At 70.4% G+C, this 17,732-nt stretch carries 13 protein-coding genes; 6 read left to right on the top strand and 7 right to left on the bottom strand.

Features of this window, described 5'->3' with window-relative positions:
- Positions 1-604, bottom strand: a 604-nt coding sequence (locus FB384_RS26950; RefSeq protein WP_407676104.1) for an ATP-binding cassette domain-containing protein, incomplete at its 3' end; no start/stop codon positions are given.
- A 96-nt stretch (positions 605-700) separates the two neighbouring features.
- The gene (locus tag FB384_RS21370) at positions 701-1,579 is read right to left on the bottom strand and encodes a class I SAM-dependent methyltransferase (RefSeq protein ID WP_183786592.1); all 879 of its coding nucleotides are present in this window, start codon (positions 1,577-1,579) and stop codon (positions 701-703) included.
- A gap of 367 nt (positions 1,580-1,946) precedes the next feature.
- Between FB384_RS21370 and rpsA the strand changes: the two genes are divergently transcribed.
- Entirely contained in the window at positions 1,947-3,488 is a 1,542-nt protein-coding gene (gene rpsA / locus FB384_RS21365; RefSeq protein WP_183786591.1) for a 30S ribosomal protein S1, read from the top strand.
- A gap of 274 nt (positions 3,489-3,762) precedes the next feature.
- On the opposite strand, the gene FB384_RS21360 is transcribed toward rpsA, so the two are convergent.
- Positions 3,763-3,987 carry a hypothetical protein gene (locus tag FB384_RS21360; protein WP_183786590.1) on the bottom strand — a complete coding sequence of 75 codons (225 nt, stop codon included), beginning with the start codon at positions 3,985-3,987 and terminating at the stop codon, positions 3,763-3,765.
- A 155-nt stretch (positions 3,988-4,142) separates the two neighbouring features.
- On the opposite strand from FB384_RS21360, the gene coaE reads away from it, so the two are divergent.
- Entirely contained in the window at positions 4,143-5,336 is a 1,194-nt protein-coding gene (gene coaE, locus FB384_RS21355; protein WP_183786589.1) for a dephospho-CoA kinase, read from the top strand.
- 72 nt (positions 5,337-5,408) lie between these two features.
- Here coaE and FB384_RS21350 read toward each other — a convergent pair whose 3' ends face one another.
- A complete protein-coding gene (locus tag FB384_RS21350; protein ID WP_183786608.1) occupies positions 5,409-5,930 on the bottom strand; it encodes a DUF402 domain-containing protein in 522 nt (173 codons plus the stop codon).
- An 89-nt stretch (positions 5,931-6,019) separates the two neighbouring features.
- Here FB384_RS21350 and FB384_RS21345 point away from each other — a divergent pair, with 89 nt between their 5' ends.
- On the top strand, positions 6,020-7,186 hold the full coding sequence (locus tag FB384_RS21345; protein WP_183786588.1) for a DUF5685 family protein: 1,167 nt from the start codon (positions 6,020-6,022) through the stop codon (positions 7,184-7,186).
- Positions 7,187-7,385: 199 nt separating this feature from the next.
- Complete coding sequence (uvrB, locus tag FB384_RS21340) at positions 7,386-9,545, top strand: excinuclease ABC subunit UvrB (RefSeq protein ID WP_183786587.1); 2,160 nt, start codon at positions 7,386-7,388, stop codon at positions 9,543-9,545.
- A 36-nt stretch (positions 9,546-9,581) separates the two neighbouring features.
- Here the strand turns inward: uvrB and FB384_RS21335 are convergent, their stop codons facing one another.
- The 3 genes from FB384_RS21335 to FB384_RS21325 form a co-directional block, all read right to left on the bottom strand.
- The gene (locus FB384_RS21335) at positions 9,582-9,962 is read right to left on the bottom strand and encodes a VOC family protein (RefSeq protein ID WP_183786586.1); all 381 of its coding nucleotides are present in this window, start codon (positions 9,960-9,962) and stop codon (positions 9,582-9,584) included.
- A gap of 179 nt (positions 9,963-10,141) precedes the next feature.
- Entirely contained in the window at positions 10,142-11,131 is a 990-nt protein-coding gene (locus FB384_RS21330) for an ABC transporter permease (protein WP_183786585.1), read from the bottom strand.
- Complete coding sequence (locus FB384_RS21325; protein WP_323985392.1) at positions 11,131-14,220, bottom strand: alpha/beta fold hydrolase; 3,090 nt, start codon at positions 14,218-14,220, stop codon at positions 11,131-11,133. Before FB384_RS21325 ends, FB384_RS21330 begins: the two co-directional genes overlap by 1 nt.
- 310 nt (positions 14,221-14,530) lie before the next feature.
- On the opposite strand from FB384_RS21325, the gene FB384_RS21320 reads away from it, so the two are divergent.
- Positions 14,531-15,562 (top strand): TerC family protein, encoded by a 1,032-nt coding sequence (locus FB384_RS21320; protein WP_183786584.1) that lies wholly within the window; start codon positions 14,531-14,533, stop codon positions 15,560-15,562.
- A gap of 164 nt (positions 15,563-15,726) precedes the next feature.
- Entirely contained in the window at positions 15,727-17,709 is a 1,983-nt protein-coding gene (locus tag FB384_RS21315) for a S9 family peptidase (RefSeq protein ID WP_183786583.1), read from the top strand.
- Positions 17,710-17,732: the final 23 nt, after the last annotated feature.

Here is a 17,732-nt window from a genome sequence, read left to right as displayed (position 1 = left end):
GCCAGCGGCTGACCGCCGCCTTGTTCGCGGGCCTGCCCGCGAGCGCCAGTTCCTCGCCGACGACGACGCGCAGCGGCAGTGCGTCGTCGGGTTCGCTGACACCGGGGGCGTCGACAACCGCGACCCGGGCCGCCACGGCTCCGGGCGCCGTGATCGGGGAGTCCGCGGATCGTCCGGCTCGTCGGCCGGTCTCCTCACCCGTGTCGGCCCCGCCGTCCACCGCGTCCGTGTCCGCCGCGTCCGTGTCGGCCGTGTCCACGGCGTCGTCGGTGGGGGCGTCGCCGGGCTCCGCGTCCTCGGGAAGCGCGACGACTCCGTTGCCGGCGTCGCCGGGGTCGCCCTGCTCGTCGCCGGGGATGTCGGTAGGGGACTCGTCGGCTGGGGAGTCGTCCGGCGTGGCCGGTTCGTCGGTGTCGTCGTGAACGGTGACGGTGCCGGTCGACGGCCGGAGTCGCCCTGCGAGGGCGAGGCCGAACGCCGAGATGCCGGTTCCGGGGTCGCCCTTCACAATGACGAGCTCACCGGAGGCCACGGTGAGCGAAGTCTGTGGCACGAGGGGGCCGTGGGGGCCGTCGATTCCGACCCGGTCGGCGATCAGCTGCATACGTCATCCTTTTGAACTGACTGGTCAGTTCAAATAGTAGAGCGTGCCTGGCCGCGGCGCAGTGTGGGGTGCCGGGCGCGTGTCGCCGGCGGACGGTCAGGAGACCCGCTGGGTGCGGAAGATCGCGGTGCCGGGGAACAGCTTGCCGCGCAGCGGGCTCCACTGGCCCCAGACCCGGGTGTGTCCCTCCGGCCATTCCGGCTCGACCAGGTCCAGCAGGCGGAAGCCGGTGGACGTCAGCGCGCGGACGTAGTCGCCGAGCGTGCGGTGGTACTCGACGTAGGTGGCGATGCCGCGCCCGTCCTGTTCGACGTACGGCGTGCGGTCGAAGTACGGCTCGACGGCCGTCAGGCCGGTCGGCCCCGGATCATCGGGAAAGATCCACCGCATCGGGTGGGTCACCGAGAACACCCAGCTGCCGCCGGGTCGCAGAATGCGCGCCACCTCGGCGAACACGGTCTCGAGCGACGGGACGAACATCAGGGCCCCGAACGACGAGCACGCGATGTCGAACCCGCCCGCGCGTAGTGGCAGGGCTTCGGCGTTGGCCTGCAGCAGGGTCGGTGCCAGGCCGGTGCGCCGCTCCGCGGCGCGGGCGTGCTGCAGCATGCCCGCCGACAGGTCCAGCGCGACCACGCCGGCGCCCTGCGCGGTGAGCCAGCGGGCGCAGGGTGCGGATCCGCAGCCGAGCTCGAGTACGTCGGCTCCGTCGAGGGCGTCGGCGGGGCCGAGCAGCCGGGCCTGCTCCTCTCGGACGCCTTCCGGGCACCACACGAAATCCGCCTCGCCGAGGAGCTCACCGTGCTCGCCGAGATAGGTGTCGGCGTCGGCGTCCCACCAGGCCAGGCTGGCGCGTTCGGCCTCGGCCGAGCCGACGGTGCGGTAGGCGACCCGCGCGGTGCCGAGAGCGCGCTCGGTGTCCGCATACCGTGGGTCGCGCGCGGCGGAACCGGCGGCGGAAGGTGTCTCGGACACGACGGCATTCTCCTCCGCGAAGCGGTGTGATCACGCGTGCACCCCTGATTGTGCGGGTCACAACCGGCCGCGTACGATGATTGTCAGCGCAGTGGGTTTCGCGCTTCCTCTCGCCTCCCGAGTTTCGTGCGAGGTGGTGTGGTCGCGCACCTCGAGATGATCCTCGGCGGCCGTTGCGGCGCAGTGGCGCGATCAGCGTCGGAGACGCCTGGACGAATGCACGGTCATCACCCGGTGACCCGTCCTGCGCTGCCCGACGTCGATGTATCGGCCGTCCCCGCATCACCGAGGCCGGTCACGTCAGATGCCGGGCTTCGGCAAACTGCAAACCCCACGACATCTATCCGCTACCGGAGCAACCCACCTAATGACCATCGACACCACCACCGCCCCGAGTGCCGAGCAGGCCCAGGTCGCCGTCAACGACATCGGGACGGAGGAAGACTTCCTCGCCGCGATCGACAAGACCATCAAGTACTTCAACGATGGTGACATCGTCGAAGGCACGATCGTCAAGGTCGACCGCGACGAAGTGCTGCTCGACATCGGTTACAAGACCGAGGGCGTCATCCCCTCTCGTGAGCTGTCCATCAAGCACGATGTCGACCCGGCCGAGGTTGTCGCCGTCGGTGACGAGGTGGAGGCCCTTGTCCTGCAGAAGGAGGACAAGGAAGGTCGGCTGATCCTGTCCAAGAAGCGCGCCCAGTACGAGCGCGCCTGGGGCACGATCGAGGACCTCAAGGAGAAGGACGAGCCCGTCAAGGGCACCGTCATCGAGGTCGTCAAGGGCGGCCTCATCCTCGACATCGGCCTCCGTGGCTTCCTGCCCGCCTCGCTCGTCGAGATGCGCCGTGTGCGCGATCTGCAGCCGTATGTCGGCCGTGAGCTCGAGGCCAAGATCATCGAGCTGGACAAGAACCGCAACAACGTGGTCCTGTCCCGCCGCGCCTACCTGGAGCAGACCCAGTCCGAGGTCCGCAGCGAGTTCCTCAACGCGCTCGCCAAGGGCCAGGTCCGCAAGGGCGTCGTCTCCTCGATCGTCAACTTCGGTGCGTTCGTGGACCTCGGCGGCGTCGACGGCCTGGTGCACGTCTCGGAGCTGTCCTGGAAGCACATCGACCACCCGTCCGAGGTCGTCGAGGTCGGCCAGGAGGTCACGGTCGAGGTGCTCGAGGTCGACATGGACCGCGAGCGCGTGTCCCTGTCGCTGAAGGCGACCCAGGAAGACCCGTGGCGTCAGTTCGCCCGTACGCACGCGATCGGCCAGATCGTCCCGGGCAAGGTCACCAAGCTCGTCCCGTTCGGCGCGTTCGTCCGTGTCGAGGAGGGCATCGAGGGCCTGGTGCACATCTCCGAGCTGGCCGAGCGCCACGTGGAGATCCCGGAGCAGGTCGTCCAGGTCGGCACCGAGGTCATGGTCAAGGTCATCGACATCGACCTCGAGCGTCGCCGCATCTCGCTCTCGCTGAAGCAGGCGAACGAGGGCTTCACGCCGGACGCCGACTTCGACCCGACGCAGTACGGCATGGCCGCCGAGTACGACGACCAGGGCAACTACATCTACCCCGAGGGCTTCGACCCCGACACGCAGGAATGGCAGGAGGGCTACGACGCCCAGCGTGAGGAGTGGGAGAAGCAGTACGCCGAGGCGCACGCCCGCTACGAGCAGCACATGAAGCAGGTCGCCGAGGCGGCCGCTGCCAACGCCGCCGCGGCGGCCGACGCCGCGACCGGCGTCGAGGGCGGCGACCAGAGCTACACCTCCGGTGGCGGAGCGTCGACGTCCTCGACGCCCTCGACGGGTTCCTCCTCGGCCTCGTCGGAGCAGCAGCCCGCCCAGAGCGGTGGCACGCTGGCCAGCGACGAGCAGCTCGCGGCGCTGCGGGAGAAGCTCTCCGGCGGTGCGTGAGTAGCGTGAACGCCTCGTCGAGGCGTCAGCTCGCGCGCTGAGCAGTCGAACGGTGGCCCCGGTCCGATCGCGGACCGGGGCCACCGTCGTTTGTGCGGCGCCGTCGAAGGGCGTCGCGGGTGACCGGTTGGCCGTCGGCGGTGCTGCAAGGCGAAACGAAAACGGCCCATTGCCGCGTCGTGCGGCAATGGGCCAGGGGCCGTGCGTTACGGAGGAGGGCGCGCCGGGACGTCAGGCGGTAGCGGTCACGTGGTCGTGGACTGTGGTCGCGAGCTCAGGCGGTGGCGCGGGCGGGGGCGGGCGCCCAGGCGCGTTCGTGTGCCGCGGCGCGGGCTCGGCGGCGAAGACCCGCCAGGCTGTGTTTGGCCGGCACGAGCAGTGCGGTCAGCCAGTTGCGCCGGTGCTCGTCGAGCGCCTTCGCGACAGCCTGGTGCATGACGCAGTGCACCAGGCCTGGAGTACCCAGGCGATGTTTCCCGACGTATGTGGTGGTAGGCATCGTTCCTCCGTGTGGGCGATAGCCGTTGCGCGGAAGAGTAGGTAACCAGCGCCGGACAGTGGTGGAACACGTCGGCGTGTCACCCGAATTTGCTGGATAACGGTTTGATCGACGCCGGACGGTGCGTCACTGATGGCAACTGGTTGAATGCGCCCATGCTGCGTGTAGGGCTGACCGGTGGAATCGGTGCGGGTAAGTCGACGGTGGCGGCCAGGTTGGCCGAACTCGGGGCCACGGTGATCGATGCGGATCGCATCGCCAGGGAGGTCGTCGAACCGGGGACCGACGGATTGGCCGAGGTGGTCGAGACGTTCGGCGAGGACGTGCTCACGCCCGAGGGCGAACTGGACCGCGCGGCCCTCGCCGCGAAGGCGTTCGCCGACGACGAGTCACGGGCCCGACTGAACGCGATCACGCACCCGAGAATCGGCAGGCGGACCGTCGAACTGATGGGGCAGGCAACCGCCGACGCCATCGTCGTGCACGACGTCCCGCTGCTGGTCGAAGGCGGCATGGGGGCCAACTACCACCTTGTGCTTGTCGTGGACGCCGACGAGGATCTCCGTGTCCGGCGGCTAGGGGAGAGCCGGGGGATGGACGCCGAGGACGCGCGAGCCCGTATCGCCGCGCAGGCGACGCGCGAGCAGCGCGCAGCCGCGGCCGACGTGTGGCTCGACAACAGCGGAACCGCCGACCTGGTCCAGGCCCAGGTCGATGCGCTCTGGCACGAGCGGCTCGTGCCCTTCGAAGCCAACGTGCGCCGGCGGCGCCCCCGCGCCCCGAAGCCGCCCGCACTCGTCGAACCCGATCCGACGTGGCCCGCGCAGGCCGAACGGCTCCTGTCCCGGGTACGCGCGGCCGCCGGCGACAAGGCCGTCCGCGCCGACCACATCGGGTCGACGGCCGTGCCCGGTCTGGTCGCCAAGGACACCCTCGACCTGCAGCTCACCGTGCGCTCGCTCGACGAAGCCGACCTGATCTCGGAGGCGCTGTCCGACGCCGGATTCGTACGTGCCGAGGGACACTGGTTCGACCAGCCGCAGGACGAGGCGACCGCGCCTGCCCGGTGGGACAAGCGCTTCCACTACGGCGCCGATCCGCAGCGGCCCGTGAACCTTCACGTCCGATCGGCCGAGGGGCCGGCGTGGCGGCTCGCGCTCCTGTTCCGCGACTGGCTGCAGGCCAACCCGGCCGAGGCACGGGTGTACGCCGACATCAAACAGCGGCTCGCCCGTGCCCACGCGGGCGATGCGAGCTCGCTGAACTACTCCGAGGAGAAGCAGTCCTGGGTGGACGCCGCGTTCGTCCGCGCCGAACGCTGGGCGGTCGAGACCGGCTGGGAGGTCTGAACGACCCGGTTCGCCCCACGGCGCTGCGGCGGACGGGAGTGGGCCGGGGTCGCCGCACGGGAACCGCCGGCCCTACGGGTGGCGTTTCCAGGTGAGCGTGATGCCCTGGGTCGCGAGCCAGGCGCCGAGGTCGTGGCCGTGGCGGGCGAGCGCGCCCACCGTGCTGTAGGCGGTCTCCAGCGCGCCGGTCGCTTCGCCGCAGCTCACGAGGCCGTCCTGCACCGCCTCCAGCAGCTCACCGGTGTCGATCACATCGACGCCGCGGTGCTGCCGGAGTACGAGATCCAGGTACAGGTCGGTGGTGTGCCAGGCCCCGCCGCGGTCGGTCGTGACACCGACGACGTCGAGGTAGAAGTCCTGGTCCCGTTCGTGACCGGGGTTGAACCAGAAGTCGCTGATCCGCAGTCCGAGGGACGGCAGCAGCCACGACTCGAGGTAGCGGAACTGGCGCCGTCCCGGCGTCGGCCGCGCCATGTACAGGCCGAAGTCCTCGACGCGGTACTCGTCGACGTCGCGCACGACGCCCTTGGGGTCGGTGTTGGTGCCGGCTGCAACGTCGAACGTTTCCCGCTTCGGCGGATGCATGACGGCCATCTTGCTGTGCCGACCGGACCGCGTCGAGCCGGAACGTGCCATCGGCGGCGTGTGGCTAGGATACGAATCCGCTGAATGGGGGTCGAGGCATGTTCGGAATCATCAGGCCGTGCCGGCATCGCTTGTCCGAACGGCTCCGGACGGAGTGGATGGCGCACCTGTGCGGGCTGTGCCTGGCGCTGCGGGACGAGCACGGGCAGCTGGCGCGTACGGCGACCAACTACGACGGGCTGCTGATCTCGGCGCTCGTGGATGCCCAGTCCGACACCGGCCCTGCGCGGCGGACGGCAGGGCCGTGCGCGTTGCGCGGCATGCGCGGTGCCTCGGTGGCCGTCGGCGACGGCGCGCGGCTCGCGGCATCGGTGTCGCTGGTACTGGCGTCGGCGAAGGTGTCCGACCACGTCGTGGACGGCGACGGGATGCTCGGCCGGCGCGCCGTCGGACCGGTCGCCCAGCGCGTCGCGGCCGGCTGGGCGGACCGCGCGGCCGAAGCGGGCGGACGGCTCGGTCTCGACACGGCGGCCCTCGCGTCCTCGATCGGTGCGCAGCCTGCGATCGAACGGGACCTGACCGTCGGCGACTCCGTGCTTGCCGCGACCGCGCCGACCGAGCACGCGACGGCGGCTGCCTTCGCGCACACGGCCGTGCTGGCGGGCAGGCCCGAGAATGCGGACGCACTGGCCGAGGCGGGCCGCCTGTTCGGGCGTATCGCACACCTGCTCGACGCCGTCGAGGACCTCGCGGCGGACGCGGCGACGGGCACGTGGAACCCCCTGCCGGCGGCCGGCACCGACCTGGCCGAGGCGCGGCGGCTGTGCGACGACGCGGTACTGGGGGTCCGGCTCACGCTCGACCAGGTCCCGCTGAGCCACCACGGGCTCGTGCACGCGTTGCTCGTGCACGAGCTGGAACGGGCGGTCACGCGGACGTTCGGCCATGCGGGCAGCGCAGGCGGCTTCGACGGCCAGGCCGGTGCCGCGCGAACCGGCAGCGAGTCCCGCCACGTGTCGGGTCCGAGCGCCGCGGCGAAAGACAGGCCCGGACCGGTGCAGGACGGGCAGGGCGGCGGGCTGTGGTTACCGAAATTCCGGGTTCCGCCCCACCGGCGCAATCCGGCCCTGGGCTGCTGCGTCGGCCTCTACATGTGCTGCAGCTGCCAGTTCTGCTGCCGCGATCCGTATCCCGGCCCGTGCGACGGAAAGCCGAAAGGCTCCTGCGACTGCGACTGTTGCGATTCGTCCTGCTGTGACTGCTGATGCGACAGTGACAGCTGTTGCCGCTGTGACGGTTGGTGCGGTGACCGGTGGTGCCGGTGACCGGTGGTGCGGTGCCATGTGGTGCGGTGACCGTTGGTGCCGCGGCGGATCGCCGTCGCCGGCGAGGTCACGGTGTGCACGCTGAGCGACTGCGACTGCCGGGCGGAAGTTGTCGGTGGGCACGCCTACCCTGGAGGGCGTGGCATTCGCGACCGAACACCCCGTGCTGGCGCACTCCGAGTTCCGCCCTGTCTCCGACATCCCGCGCAAGGGTGGCCGGTTCGAGGTCGTCAGCGAGTACGAGCCCGCCGGTGACCAGCCGGCCGCGATCGAGGAACTGGACCGCAGGCTGACCGCGGGCGAGAAGGACGTCGTGCTGCTCGGCGCCACCGGTACGGGCAAGTCGGCGACCACGGCGTGGCTGGTGGAGCGAGTGCAGCGCCCGACGCTGGTGCTCCAGCCGAACAAGACGCTCGCCGCGCAAATGGCCAACGAGCTGCGGGAACTGTTCCCGAACAACGCCGTCGAGTACTTCGTCAGCTACTACGACTACTACCAGCCCGAGGCGTACGTTCCGCAGACGGACACCTACATCGAGAAGGACTCGTCGATCAACGACGACGTCGAACGGCTGCGCCACTCGGCGACGATGAACCTGCTCTCGCGCCGCGACACGATCGTGGTGGCCAGTGTGTCCTGCATCTACGGTCTCGGCACACCGCAGTCGTACCTCGACCGGTCGTCACGGTTGGCGGTCGGGGAGGAGGTCGACCGCGACGTGTTCCTGCGGGCGTTGGTCGACGTCCAGTACACGCGCAACGACCTGGCTTTCGCCCGCGGCACGTTCCGCGTACGCGGTGACACCGTCGAGATCATCCCCGCCTACGAGGAACTCGCGATCCGGGTCGAGTTCTTCGGCGACGAGATCGACAGCCTCTACTACCTGCACCCGCTGACCGGTGACATCGTCAGCGAGGTCGACGAGGTGCGCATCTTCCCGGCCACGCACTACGTCGCAGGGCCCGAGCGGATGGAAAAGGCCGTGCACGCGATCGAGTCCGAACTCGAGGAGCGGCTGGCCGAGCTCGAGAAGCAGAACAAGCTCCTCGAGGCCCAGCGACTGCGCATGCGCACGAGCTACGACATCGAGATGATGCGGCAGGTCGGACTCTGTTCCGGCATCGAGAACTACTCGCGCCACATCGACGCCCGCGCGCCCGGATCGGCGCCGGCGACGCTGATCGACTACTTCCCCGAGGACTTCCTGCTCGTGATCGACGAGTCGCACCAGACGGTGCCGCAGATCGGCGCGATGTTCGAAGGCGACATGTCCCGTAAACGCACGCTGGTCGACCACGGCTTCCGCCTGCCGAGCGCGCTCGACAACCGGCCCCTGACGTGGGAGGAGTTCGCCGACCGCATCGGCCAGACCGTGTACCTGTCGGCCACGCCCGGCCCGTACGAGATGGGCCAGGCGGGCGGCGAGTTCGTCGAGCAGGTCATCCGCCCGACCGGACTGGTCGACCCGGAGGTCGTCGTCAAGCCGACCGAGGGCCAGATCGACGACCTGGTGCACGAGATCCGCACCCGCGCCGAGAAGAACGAGCGGACACTGGTCACCACGCTCACGAAGAAGATGGCCGAGGACCTCACCGACTATCTGCTCGAACTGGGCATCCGCGTGCGTTACCTGCACTCCGAGGTCGACACGCTGCGCCGGGTCGAACTGCTGCGGCAACTGCGCTCCGGCGACTTCGACGTGCTCGTCGGCATCAACCTGCTGCGGGAGGGCCTCGACCTGCCCGAGGTGTCACTGGTGGCGATCCTCGACGCCGACAAGGAAGGTTTCCTGCGCAGCGGTACGTCCCTGGTTCAGACGATCGGCCGTGCGGCGCGGAACGTGTCCGGCCAGGTGCACATGTACGCCGACAGGGTCACCGACTCGATGCAGTACGCCATCGACGAGACGAACCGGCGACGCGAGAAGCAGGTCGCCTACAACACCGAGCGCGGTATCGACCCGCAGCCCCTGCGCAAGAAGATCGCCGACATCCTCGACCGCGTCTACACCGAGGCCGAGGACTCCGAGGAGGAGGTCGACGTCGGAGGGTCCGGCCGCAACGCCTCGCGCGGCAAGAAGCCGGAACAGGGCGACAAGGTGCGCAGCTCGGGCGTGCTCGTGGACCGCGAACCCAGTTCGATGCCCCGGGCCGAACTCGCCGACCTCATCCAGCAGATGACCGACCAGATGATGCAGGCCGCCCGCGACCTGCAGTTCGAGCTGGCGGCCCGGCTGCGTGACGAGATCTCCGAGCTGAAGAAGGAGCTCCGCGGCATGGACGCCGCCGGCCAACAGTGACCGGCGGCCGCGGGCGACCTGCGGCCGCCGGCGGTGTCAGCCCGCGCTCGGGTCGGGTTCCAACATGCCGAAGAGCGTGCCTTCCGGGTCACGGCAGTAGACGAGTCTGCCGAGCTCGGGGACGGTCTGTTCGGGACCGGCGAGCGAGCCGCCCGCCTGCTGCACCTCGCGCACCATCAGGTCCAGGTCGTCGACCTCCATCGTGAGCGAACACGTCGTCGAGGCCGCGCCGTTCTCCGGCGGAGGCCCGTCCCGCTGGACGAGAGTGCCGTCGATGCCGGCGCCACTGCCCGTGGTGATCTCCCACGACGCGTTCGGCGCCCATCTTTCGAAATGCCACTCGAAAACGGTCGTGTAGAACGTGATCGCCCGTTCGGGGTCGCTCGCGTAGACCTCGAAGTACACGGGACGAGGCATGGTGGCCTCCTTGCCGGGTGTGGGGCCGCATGCGGCGGTGACGATCCTGTTTCGGAATTGTCGGTCATTCCGGGCCGGATGTCATGCCCTCGACGTTCGTTGCGGCCCCTCACCGGCGAGCGCGCCGGTACCCGTGCCCCGCCGACGCGCGCGCCGCGCGAAACCCGCGCCTCGCGGCCTCAGCTGGTGACGTCCTTCGTGGCGAATCTGCGCGCGGCGAGGAGTCCGAACACGGTGGCGAACAGCGTCGCCGACAGGGCGCCGGAGGCCATGCGGGTCCACTCGACGTCGGTGGCGATCAGGTCCATCCATGCGAACGAGAAGTGCGTCGGCAAGAAGTCCCGCAGATCGCCGAGCGCGGTGATCCGGTTGAGGATCTGCGACAGGATCGACACCAGCACCGCGCCGCCGACCGCGCCCAGCGGGGCGTCGGTCGAGACGCTCAGCAGCAGGGCCAGTCCCGCCACCCATGCCAGGTGGACGAGCAGGTAGGCCGTCGCCAGCGCGAGCGCGAGGAGGCTGTCCGGGAACGGAATCGAGTCGCCCGTAGGGCTGACAGCCTCGCCCGTGCCGTACCAGATCGTCCCTGCGACGAGTGCCGACACCGGCAGGAGCGCGATCGTCAACGCCGACAGCAGCGCCGACGCGACCGCCTTCTGCCGCAGCAGCCGGTGCCGGGGCACGGGAATGGCCAGCAGGTACTTGAGGCTGGACCACGAGGACTCGCTTGCGATCGTGTCGCCGAAGTACAGCGCCACGATCATCGGCAGCAGGAACGAGCCGGACACGAACAGTGCCACGACGACGAAGTTCGGGGCGCTGGCCGTGGCCAGGTCGATGAACCCGCCCGAGCGCGGGTTGGCCTCCGCCTCGCCGATCTCGAACGCCGCGACCAGGATGAACGGCAGCAGCATGACGAACGCCAGCAGCAGCTGGGTCCGCCGCCTGCGCAGCTGTCGCCGCAGTTCCACGCCGAGCCGGAGTGTCCGTGCTGCGCGGTAGCCGGTCACGGCCCCGTCCGGTCCGAGTCCCGTGGTCGGTTCGGCACCGGCCACGTCGGTGAGCTCGTCCAGTGCGGCGGGGTCGGTGTGCACGCCGTGTTGGTCCACGGCGTGCGCGTGCGCCTCGGTTCCCGCCGCGTCCGGTGCGGCGCGTTCGACGTCGCTCATCAGCCCTCACCTTCCCCGACGAGTTGCAGGAACGCGTCTTCGAGCCGGCGGCGTGGTCCTGCCTGTTCGACCGACACGTCGCCGCGCACGAGCGTCGCGACGGCCGCACTGCGCGGCAGCTCGCCGAGGTCGGCGTGCACGAGGCCGTCGGTGATCTCCACATCGGACACGCCGTCGAGCCCGCGCAGGATCTCCGCGGCGCGTTCGGCGTCGTCCACGCGGAACGTCGCCTCGCCGCCCGCCGCGATGATGTCGTGGACCCCACCGGAGGCGATCAGCCTGCCACGGTGCATCACCACCACATCCGTACACGTCTGCTCGACCTCGGCCAGCAGGTGACTGGACACCACGACCGTGCGGCCGGTCGCCGCATACCGGCGCAGCACCTCGCGCATCTGGTGGATCTGGGGCGGATCGAGGCCGTTGGTGGGCTCGTCGAGCACGAGCAGCTCCGGCAGCCCGAGCATCGCCTGTGCGATGGCGAGCCGCTGGCGCATGCCCTGGCTGTAGGTGCGGACCTTGCGGTGCACCGCATCGCCCAGGCCTGCGATCTCGAGCGCTTCGTCGATGTGGGCCTTGTCGGCGGGACGGCCGGTCGCCTGCCAGAAGAGTTCGAGATTCGCCGCTCCCGACAGATGCGGCAGGAATCCGGAGCCTTCGACGAACGAGCCGATGCGCGACAGCACCGGGGCGCCCGGTGTGACGCGGTGGCCGAACACGCGGATCTCGCCCGCTGTCGGCGTGATCAGGCCCATCAACATGCGCAGCGTCGTGGTCTTGCCTGCGCCGTTGGGCCCGAGCAGACCGAGGACCTGTCCGGGCTCGACCCGGAACGACAGGTCGCTGACGGCGGTCAGTCCGCCCGGGTAGGACTTCGTCAGGCCGGAGATCACCATCGGGGTGTCGGCCAGGTCCGGGTCGACCCGGTGCGAACGCCTGCGGCGGATCCTGCCGATCACGCCGACCAGTACCGCGAGGGCGAGCGCACCGCCGATGCCCGCGAGCTGGGCGACGGGCCAGCCGGACGTCGCCGTCGTCCCCGGGACCGCCGGTACCGACAGCTCGGCGGACCGCCCGAGCGCGATGCGGAATCCTGCGGGCTGGTCAGGTGTGTTGTACGACTGGTCCGTCGTGGTGATCACGAGTTGCAGTCGGTGGTCGGTCTCGACCGGCCGGACGATGCCGGGCAGGGTGACGGTCACGTCCGTCGGTGAACCGTCGGCGGCGAGGGGCACCCTGATGGGAGACACGGCGTTGCCCGGCAGGGTGCGGGTTCCGTCGGGGCCGACGTCGTACACCTTGGCGAACAGCACCGCCTCGGACGGGGTGAAGCCGCCGCCCTGCGCGTTCGCGCCGTTCCGGTCCGTCGCATCGGGGTCGGACCGGCCGCCTCCCGAACCGTTCCGCTCGGAGTCGCCGCCGTCCTGTGCGCGATCGCCGTTGCCGGCCCCACCGTCGTTGCCGGTACCGCCGTTGTCGCCGTTGCCGCCGGTGCCGTTGTCGCCGGAGGGTGAGGACCCCGGCATCGATGCGGGCTGCGGCGTGACGGACAGGCGCACGGTCGAGGCGCCCGTGACGAGCAGCTGCTCGGTCATGGGCCGCGAGGTGAACACGGCGGCCTGACCGGGCGGATCGATCGCGAACAGGCCCGACAGCTGGGACGAGCCCGACACGATGCGGTTCAGCCCGGGGATGCCGCTCACCGACGCGGGCGTGCCGCCCGGCGGGCGGACGACGGTCTGGTCTTCGCCGACGAGGCGCACGGCTCGGCGCTGGACGTCACGGCCGTTGACGCCGGGGTAGGAGCCGGCTTCGACGTTGCGGACCGACGGGGCGCCGTCGGGCCGGATCGCACCGGTCACGTCGTAGGAGAACGGGGCCGCGGGATCGTCGCCCTCGCCCGTCAGGTGATGCCAGAGGAAATCGGCCATCAGACCGCGGAGCTGCGAGCCGGGTCCGCCGCCGTCGTGGCCGCCCGCGTACCAGACGACCGACACCTCGCCTCCCGCATCGGCGATCTGGCGGGCGTTGGCGTCGGCCTGATCGAGACCGAACAAAGTGTCGTGCTCGCCCTGCACCAGCATCGTCGGCACGGTGATGTCGTCGGCGACGGACGCGGGGGAGACGCGGTGGAGCAGGTCGAGCGTCTCGGGCTCGGCGGCCCCGTCGGTGGCCACGTCGACGTAGGCCGCGCAGACCTCGGCGCTGAACCGGCCGCAGCCTCGGTCGCCGCCGTCGGTGTTCCCTCCGGAGCCGTCTTGTGGCCGGCCCGGATCGGGAGCCTGCCCCGTGCCGTTGCCCTGGCCCGGTGCTGCGGCCGCGTCGTCGCTGTCCCCGTCGTCGCCCGGTTCGACGGCGTCGGGTCCTGCGCCCGCTGTCGTAGACGGGGCTCCCGAGCCCGCCGAGAAGAGCGTGCCGATCCAGGACCGTTTGAGCACCCCGGTACCCGTGTCCGCGCCGGGCGCGGGGGTCGCGGTCGCGAGGTCGTCGTCGGTGGCGTTGTTCGGCAGCAGCGACTGCCGTAGATCGTTGTACGTGATCGCCGGTGCGATGGCGTCCACGCGCGGGTCCGTGCCCGCCAGCAGCAGTGCCAGCGCACCGCCGTAGGAGGCACCGGTGACGCCGACACGGGGGTCGCCGTCGTCGTCGGAGACCACCTCGGGCATGCCGGCCAGGTGGTCGAGCAGCCGGGAGGCGTCGGCCACCTCGCGATCGGGAGCACCGAGTGAGATCGTGCCGGTGCTGTTGCCGAAACCGCGCGCGGACCAGGTCAGCACGACGAACCCGCGTTCGGCGAGCTCGCGGGCGTCGCGGGCGACGCTGTCCTTGTCACCGCCGAAACCGTGCGGCAGGAGCACGGCGGGTGCGGGCGTCTCCTCCGGCACGTAGACGGTGGTGTCGAGCTGCTCGCGGTCGGCCGAACCGGGCGAGGCCGCGACGTCGATCGTCGCGGCCTGCGTGCGGTAGGTGGGCGGTCGTTCGCCGTCACGGAACAGCAGGAGACCGCCGGCGGCGAGAAGCACGACGACGGCGGCCAATGCCGTCAGGCGTCGGCCGCGGCTGCGGAGAAGGCGGGACACGGTGCTCACACTATTGGGGCGGGACGTAGGCGGTTCGTCCGGGCATGCCCGGTTTCCGGGGTCGGGACTGTCATGTGTGATCGATGTTACGCGTGGGGTGACGAACCGGATGGTGGCTACAAGTAGCGCGGCGCCGCAGCGCGGGGTAAGGATGGAACGGTTGTGTTCCCCACGGAGGGGAGTATTCCGTCACGGCGACGTCGTCAGCACGGCTGCGATCCCGACGCACCCGGCGCCGCCGGCCCACGAGTCTGCCGAAGGCCTGCGGGCGGAAGAGACCTCCGGATAGCACCGTCGCGCTAACCGGAGGAAATCGTCCATGTCCGTGCCGTTCTGGCTGTGGGCCGCCACCATCGGCGGCCTGATCGTGCTGCTCGTGATCGACCTGGTGATCGTCGACCGCAAACCCCACGAGGTCACCACGGGTGAGGCGGCTCGCTGGGTGGTGTTCTACGTCTCCTGCGCCGTGGCGTTCGGCGTCGGGTTGTGGTTGTTGGCCGGGCACGGTCCCGGTGTCGAGTTCTTCACCGGTTACATCACCGAGTACTCGTTGTCGGTCGACAACCTGTTCATCTTCATGGTGATCATGTCGTCGTTCAAGGTCCCGGCGATCCATCAGCACCGGGTGCTGCTGATCGGCATCGTGATCGCGCTGGCCATGCGCAGCGTGTTCATCGCGATCGGCGCGTGGGCGATCGCGCAGGTCGTGTGGATCTTCTTCCTGTTCGGCGGGTTCCTGATCTTCACTGCGATCAACATGGTGCGGCAGAAGGACGAGGACGAGGAGTACCACGAGAACCTGGTCACGCGCCTGACCAGGAAGGCGTTCCGGGTGACCGACGACTACGAGGGGCACCACTCGATCGTCAAGCGCGATGGCAAGCGGTATCTGACGCCGATGGCACTCGTGATCGTCGCGATCGGTAGTGCGGACCTGCTCTTCGCGGTCGACTCCATCCCGGCGATCTTCGGGATCACGCAGGAGGCGTTCCTCGTCTTCACGGCCAACGCGTTCGCGCTGATGGGCTTGCGGCAGCTGTACTTCCTGCTCGGCGGCCTCGTCAGCAAACTCGTGTACCTGTCGCAGGGGTTGGCGATCATCCTGGCGTTCATCGGCGTGAAGCTCGTGCTCCACGCGCTGCACGAGTACCATGTCACGCCCGCGTGGCTGGAGATCAACAACTGGATGTCCCTCGGTGTCATCGTCGTGGTGCTGACGGTGACGACCGTGGCGAGCCTCGCGAAGGCCAAGCGCGATCCGAGCGTGGTCGGCCAGTCGGGGCTGAACCTCCATGCCGCGGCGCCGGAGGAGAAGTCCGCCGATCGTGCGGTGCCGGACGACGAGCGATGAGGGCCGGAGCGATGAGGGCCGGAGCGATGAGGGCCGGAGCGATGAGGGCCGCGGTGGTGAGGTCGTGGTGATGAGGGCCGTGGTGGTGAGGGCCAGGGCTGCCAGCGCCGCGGTTCGACGGAAAAGGTCGTTAGCGCCGCTAAAGGTCAGGTAGGCTGCGCGTCGTGCGCCCTACCGATATCGAACTGCAGCAGGTCCCCGGCAGGCCCGCCCTGTCAGGGGAGCTCCTCCTCGTTTCCGTCACCCGTCCCGATGTCGCCGCGAACGCCTACGTCGGCGGACTGCACCGCGTCGGCCACGACGGGGTGACGGCCTGGACCCGTGGCGCCGACCAGAGCGGTGCGCGCCGCGACAGCGACGCCGGTCCGGACCACCGCCACGACTCCGCACCGGCGATCTCGCCGGACGCCCGTTGGGTCGCGTTCCTCCGCAGCGAGGGCGGTGACCCCGCGCAGCTGCGTGTCATGCCGGCCGCCGGTGGCGAGTCGTGGGCGTTGACCGCGTTGCCGCTTGGCGCGGGCACGCCCGTCTGGGCTCCGGATTCGCGCCGGATCGCGTTCGTCGCGCGGGTGCCGGAGGCCGGCCGGTACGGCACCGCCGACGGTGAGGGGACCCCGGAACCCGGGGAGGAAGCGCCGCGGCGGATCACGCGATACGACTACCGCATCGACAACGTCGGGTTCCTCCGCGACCGTCCGCAGCGGCTGTTCGTGATCGACGCGCTGGCCGAGGAACCGGATCTCGAACCCCAACCGCTGACCGACGACGCGGCGTCGGTGGCCGACCCGGCGTGGACTCCGGACGGCGAGACGGTGCTGGTGGCCGCGCCGCGCGAGTGGGACCGGGTCGAGACGATGCACGCCGATCTCTACGCCGTGCCCGCGGGAGGCGGGGCGCCGCGCCTGGTCGTGCGGACCGAGGGCCGGGCGGAGAACCCCGCCGTGACCGCCGACGGCACGGTCCTGTTCTACGCGGCCGCGTTCGACGGGTTCGCGCGCGCGGCGACCAACACCGGCCTCTGGTCGGCCCCGCTGGACGGATCGCATCCGCCGCGCAGGCTCACCGACGCCGAATCGGTCGACTGCGTGGCTGTCGCGGGACCGCCCGCGCCGTACGGCGACGACGTGCTCGTGGTCGTCGCCAACCGTGGTGCGGCCGAGCTGCGGCGAGTGCCGCGAACGGGGTCGGAGGCCGCGCTGGTGGAGCTTCCGGTCGTCACCGGGGAACGGGCGGCCGTGCGGTCGTTCACGGTGGCGGGCGACCGGGTCGCAGTGGTGCAGGCCGGGCCCGAGGACGCGGGCGAGGTGCTGCTCGACGACGGTGACGGTGCGTTCACGACGCTCACGGGCTTCTCCGAACGGCTGCGCCGCCGCGCGATCCGTCCCGCCGACGAGGTCACGGCGACCTCCGCCGACGGCTACCCGGTACACGGTTGGGTCGTCACACCCGAGGGGGACGGGCCCCATCCGGTACTGCTCGTCGTCCACGGTGGGCCGTTCGCGGCCTACGAGTGGAGCCTGTTCGACGAGGCACAGGTGTACGCCGCGGCCGGCTACACCGTCGTGTTGGGCAACCCGCGCGGCTCGGCGGGCTACGGCGAATCGCACGGCAGGGCCGTACTGCACGCGCTCGGCACCGTCGACGCCGACGACCTGTTGGCGCTGCTCGACGCCGTCCTCGAACGCCCCGACGCCGACGCCGATCGGGTCGGGGTGATGGGCGGTTCGTACGGCGGGTTCATGACCGGCTGGCTCGCCGCGCATCACGGGGAGCGGTTCCGCGCGGCGTGGAGTGAGCGTGCCGTCAACGCGTGGGACTCGTTCGCCGGAAGCTCCGACATCGGCTGGACGTTCACCGACGTCTACGTCGGCGGCGACCCGGACGAACAGCGCAAGCGCAGCCCGCTGACCTACGCGGCCGACGTCCGCATCCCGTTCGCGGTGGTGCATTCCGAACAGGACTGGCGCTGTCCACTGGAACAGGCCCAGCGGCTGTTCGTCGCCCTGAAGAAGGCGGGGGCGGAGACCGAGTTCCTGCTGTTCCCCGGCGAGGGACACGAACTGAGTCGCAGCGGCAAGCCGCGGCACCGGGTGCAGCGGTTCGAGGCCGTGCTCGACTGGTGGGCGCGCCACCTGCCGGTGCGCTGAGGCCGCCCCGACCATCTCGATCG

Origin of the sequence: Prauserella sediminis (genome assembly GCF_014195435.1) — a bacterium.
Taxonomy (GTDB): Bacteria; Actinomycetota; Actinomycetes; order Mycobacteriales; family Pseudonocardiaceae; genus Prauserella; species Prauserella salsuginis.
Note: the sequence above shows the minus strand (reverse complement) of the source record. Positions and strands in the feature narration are given on the sequence as shown.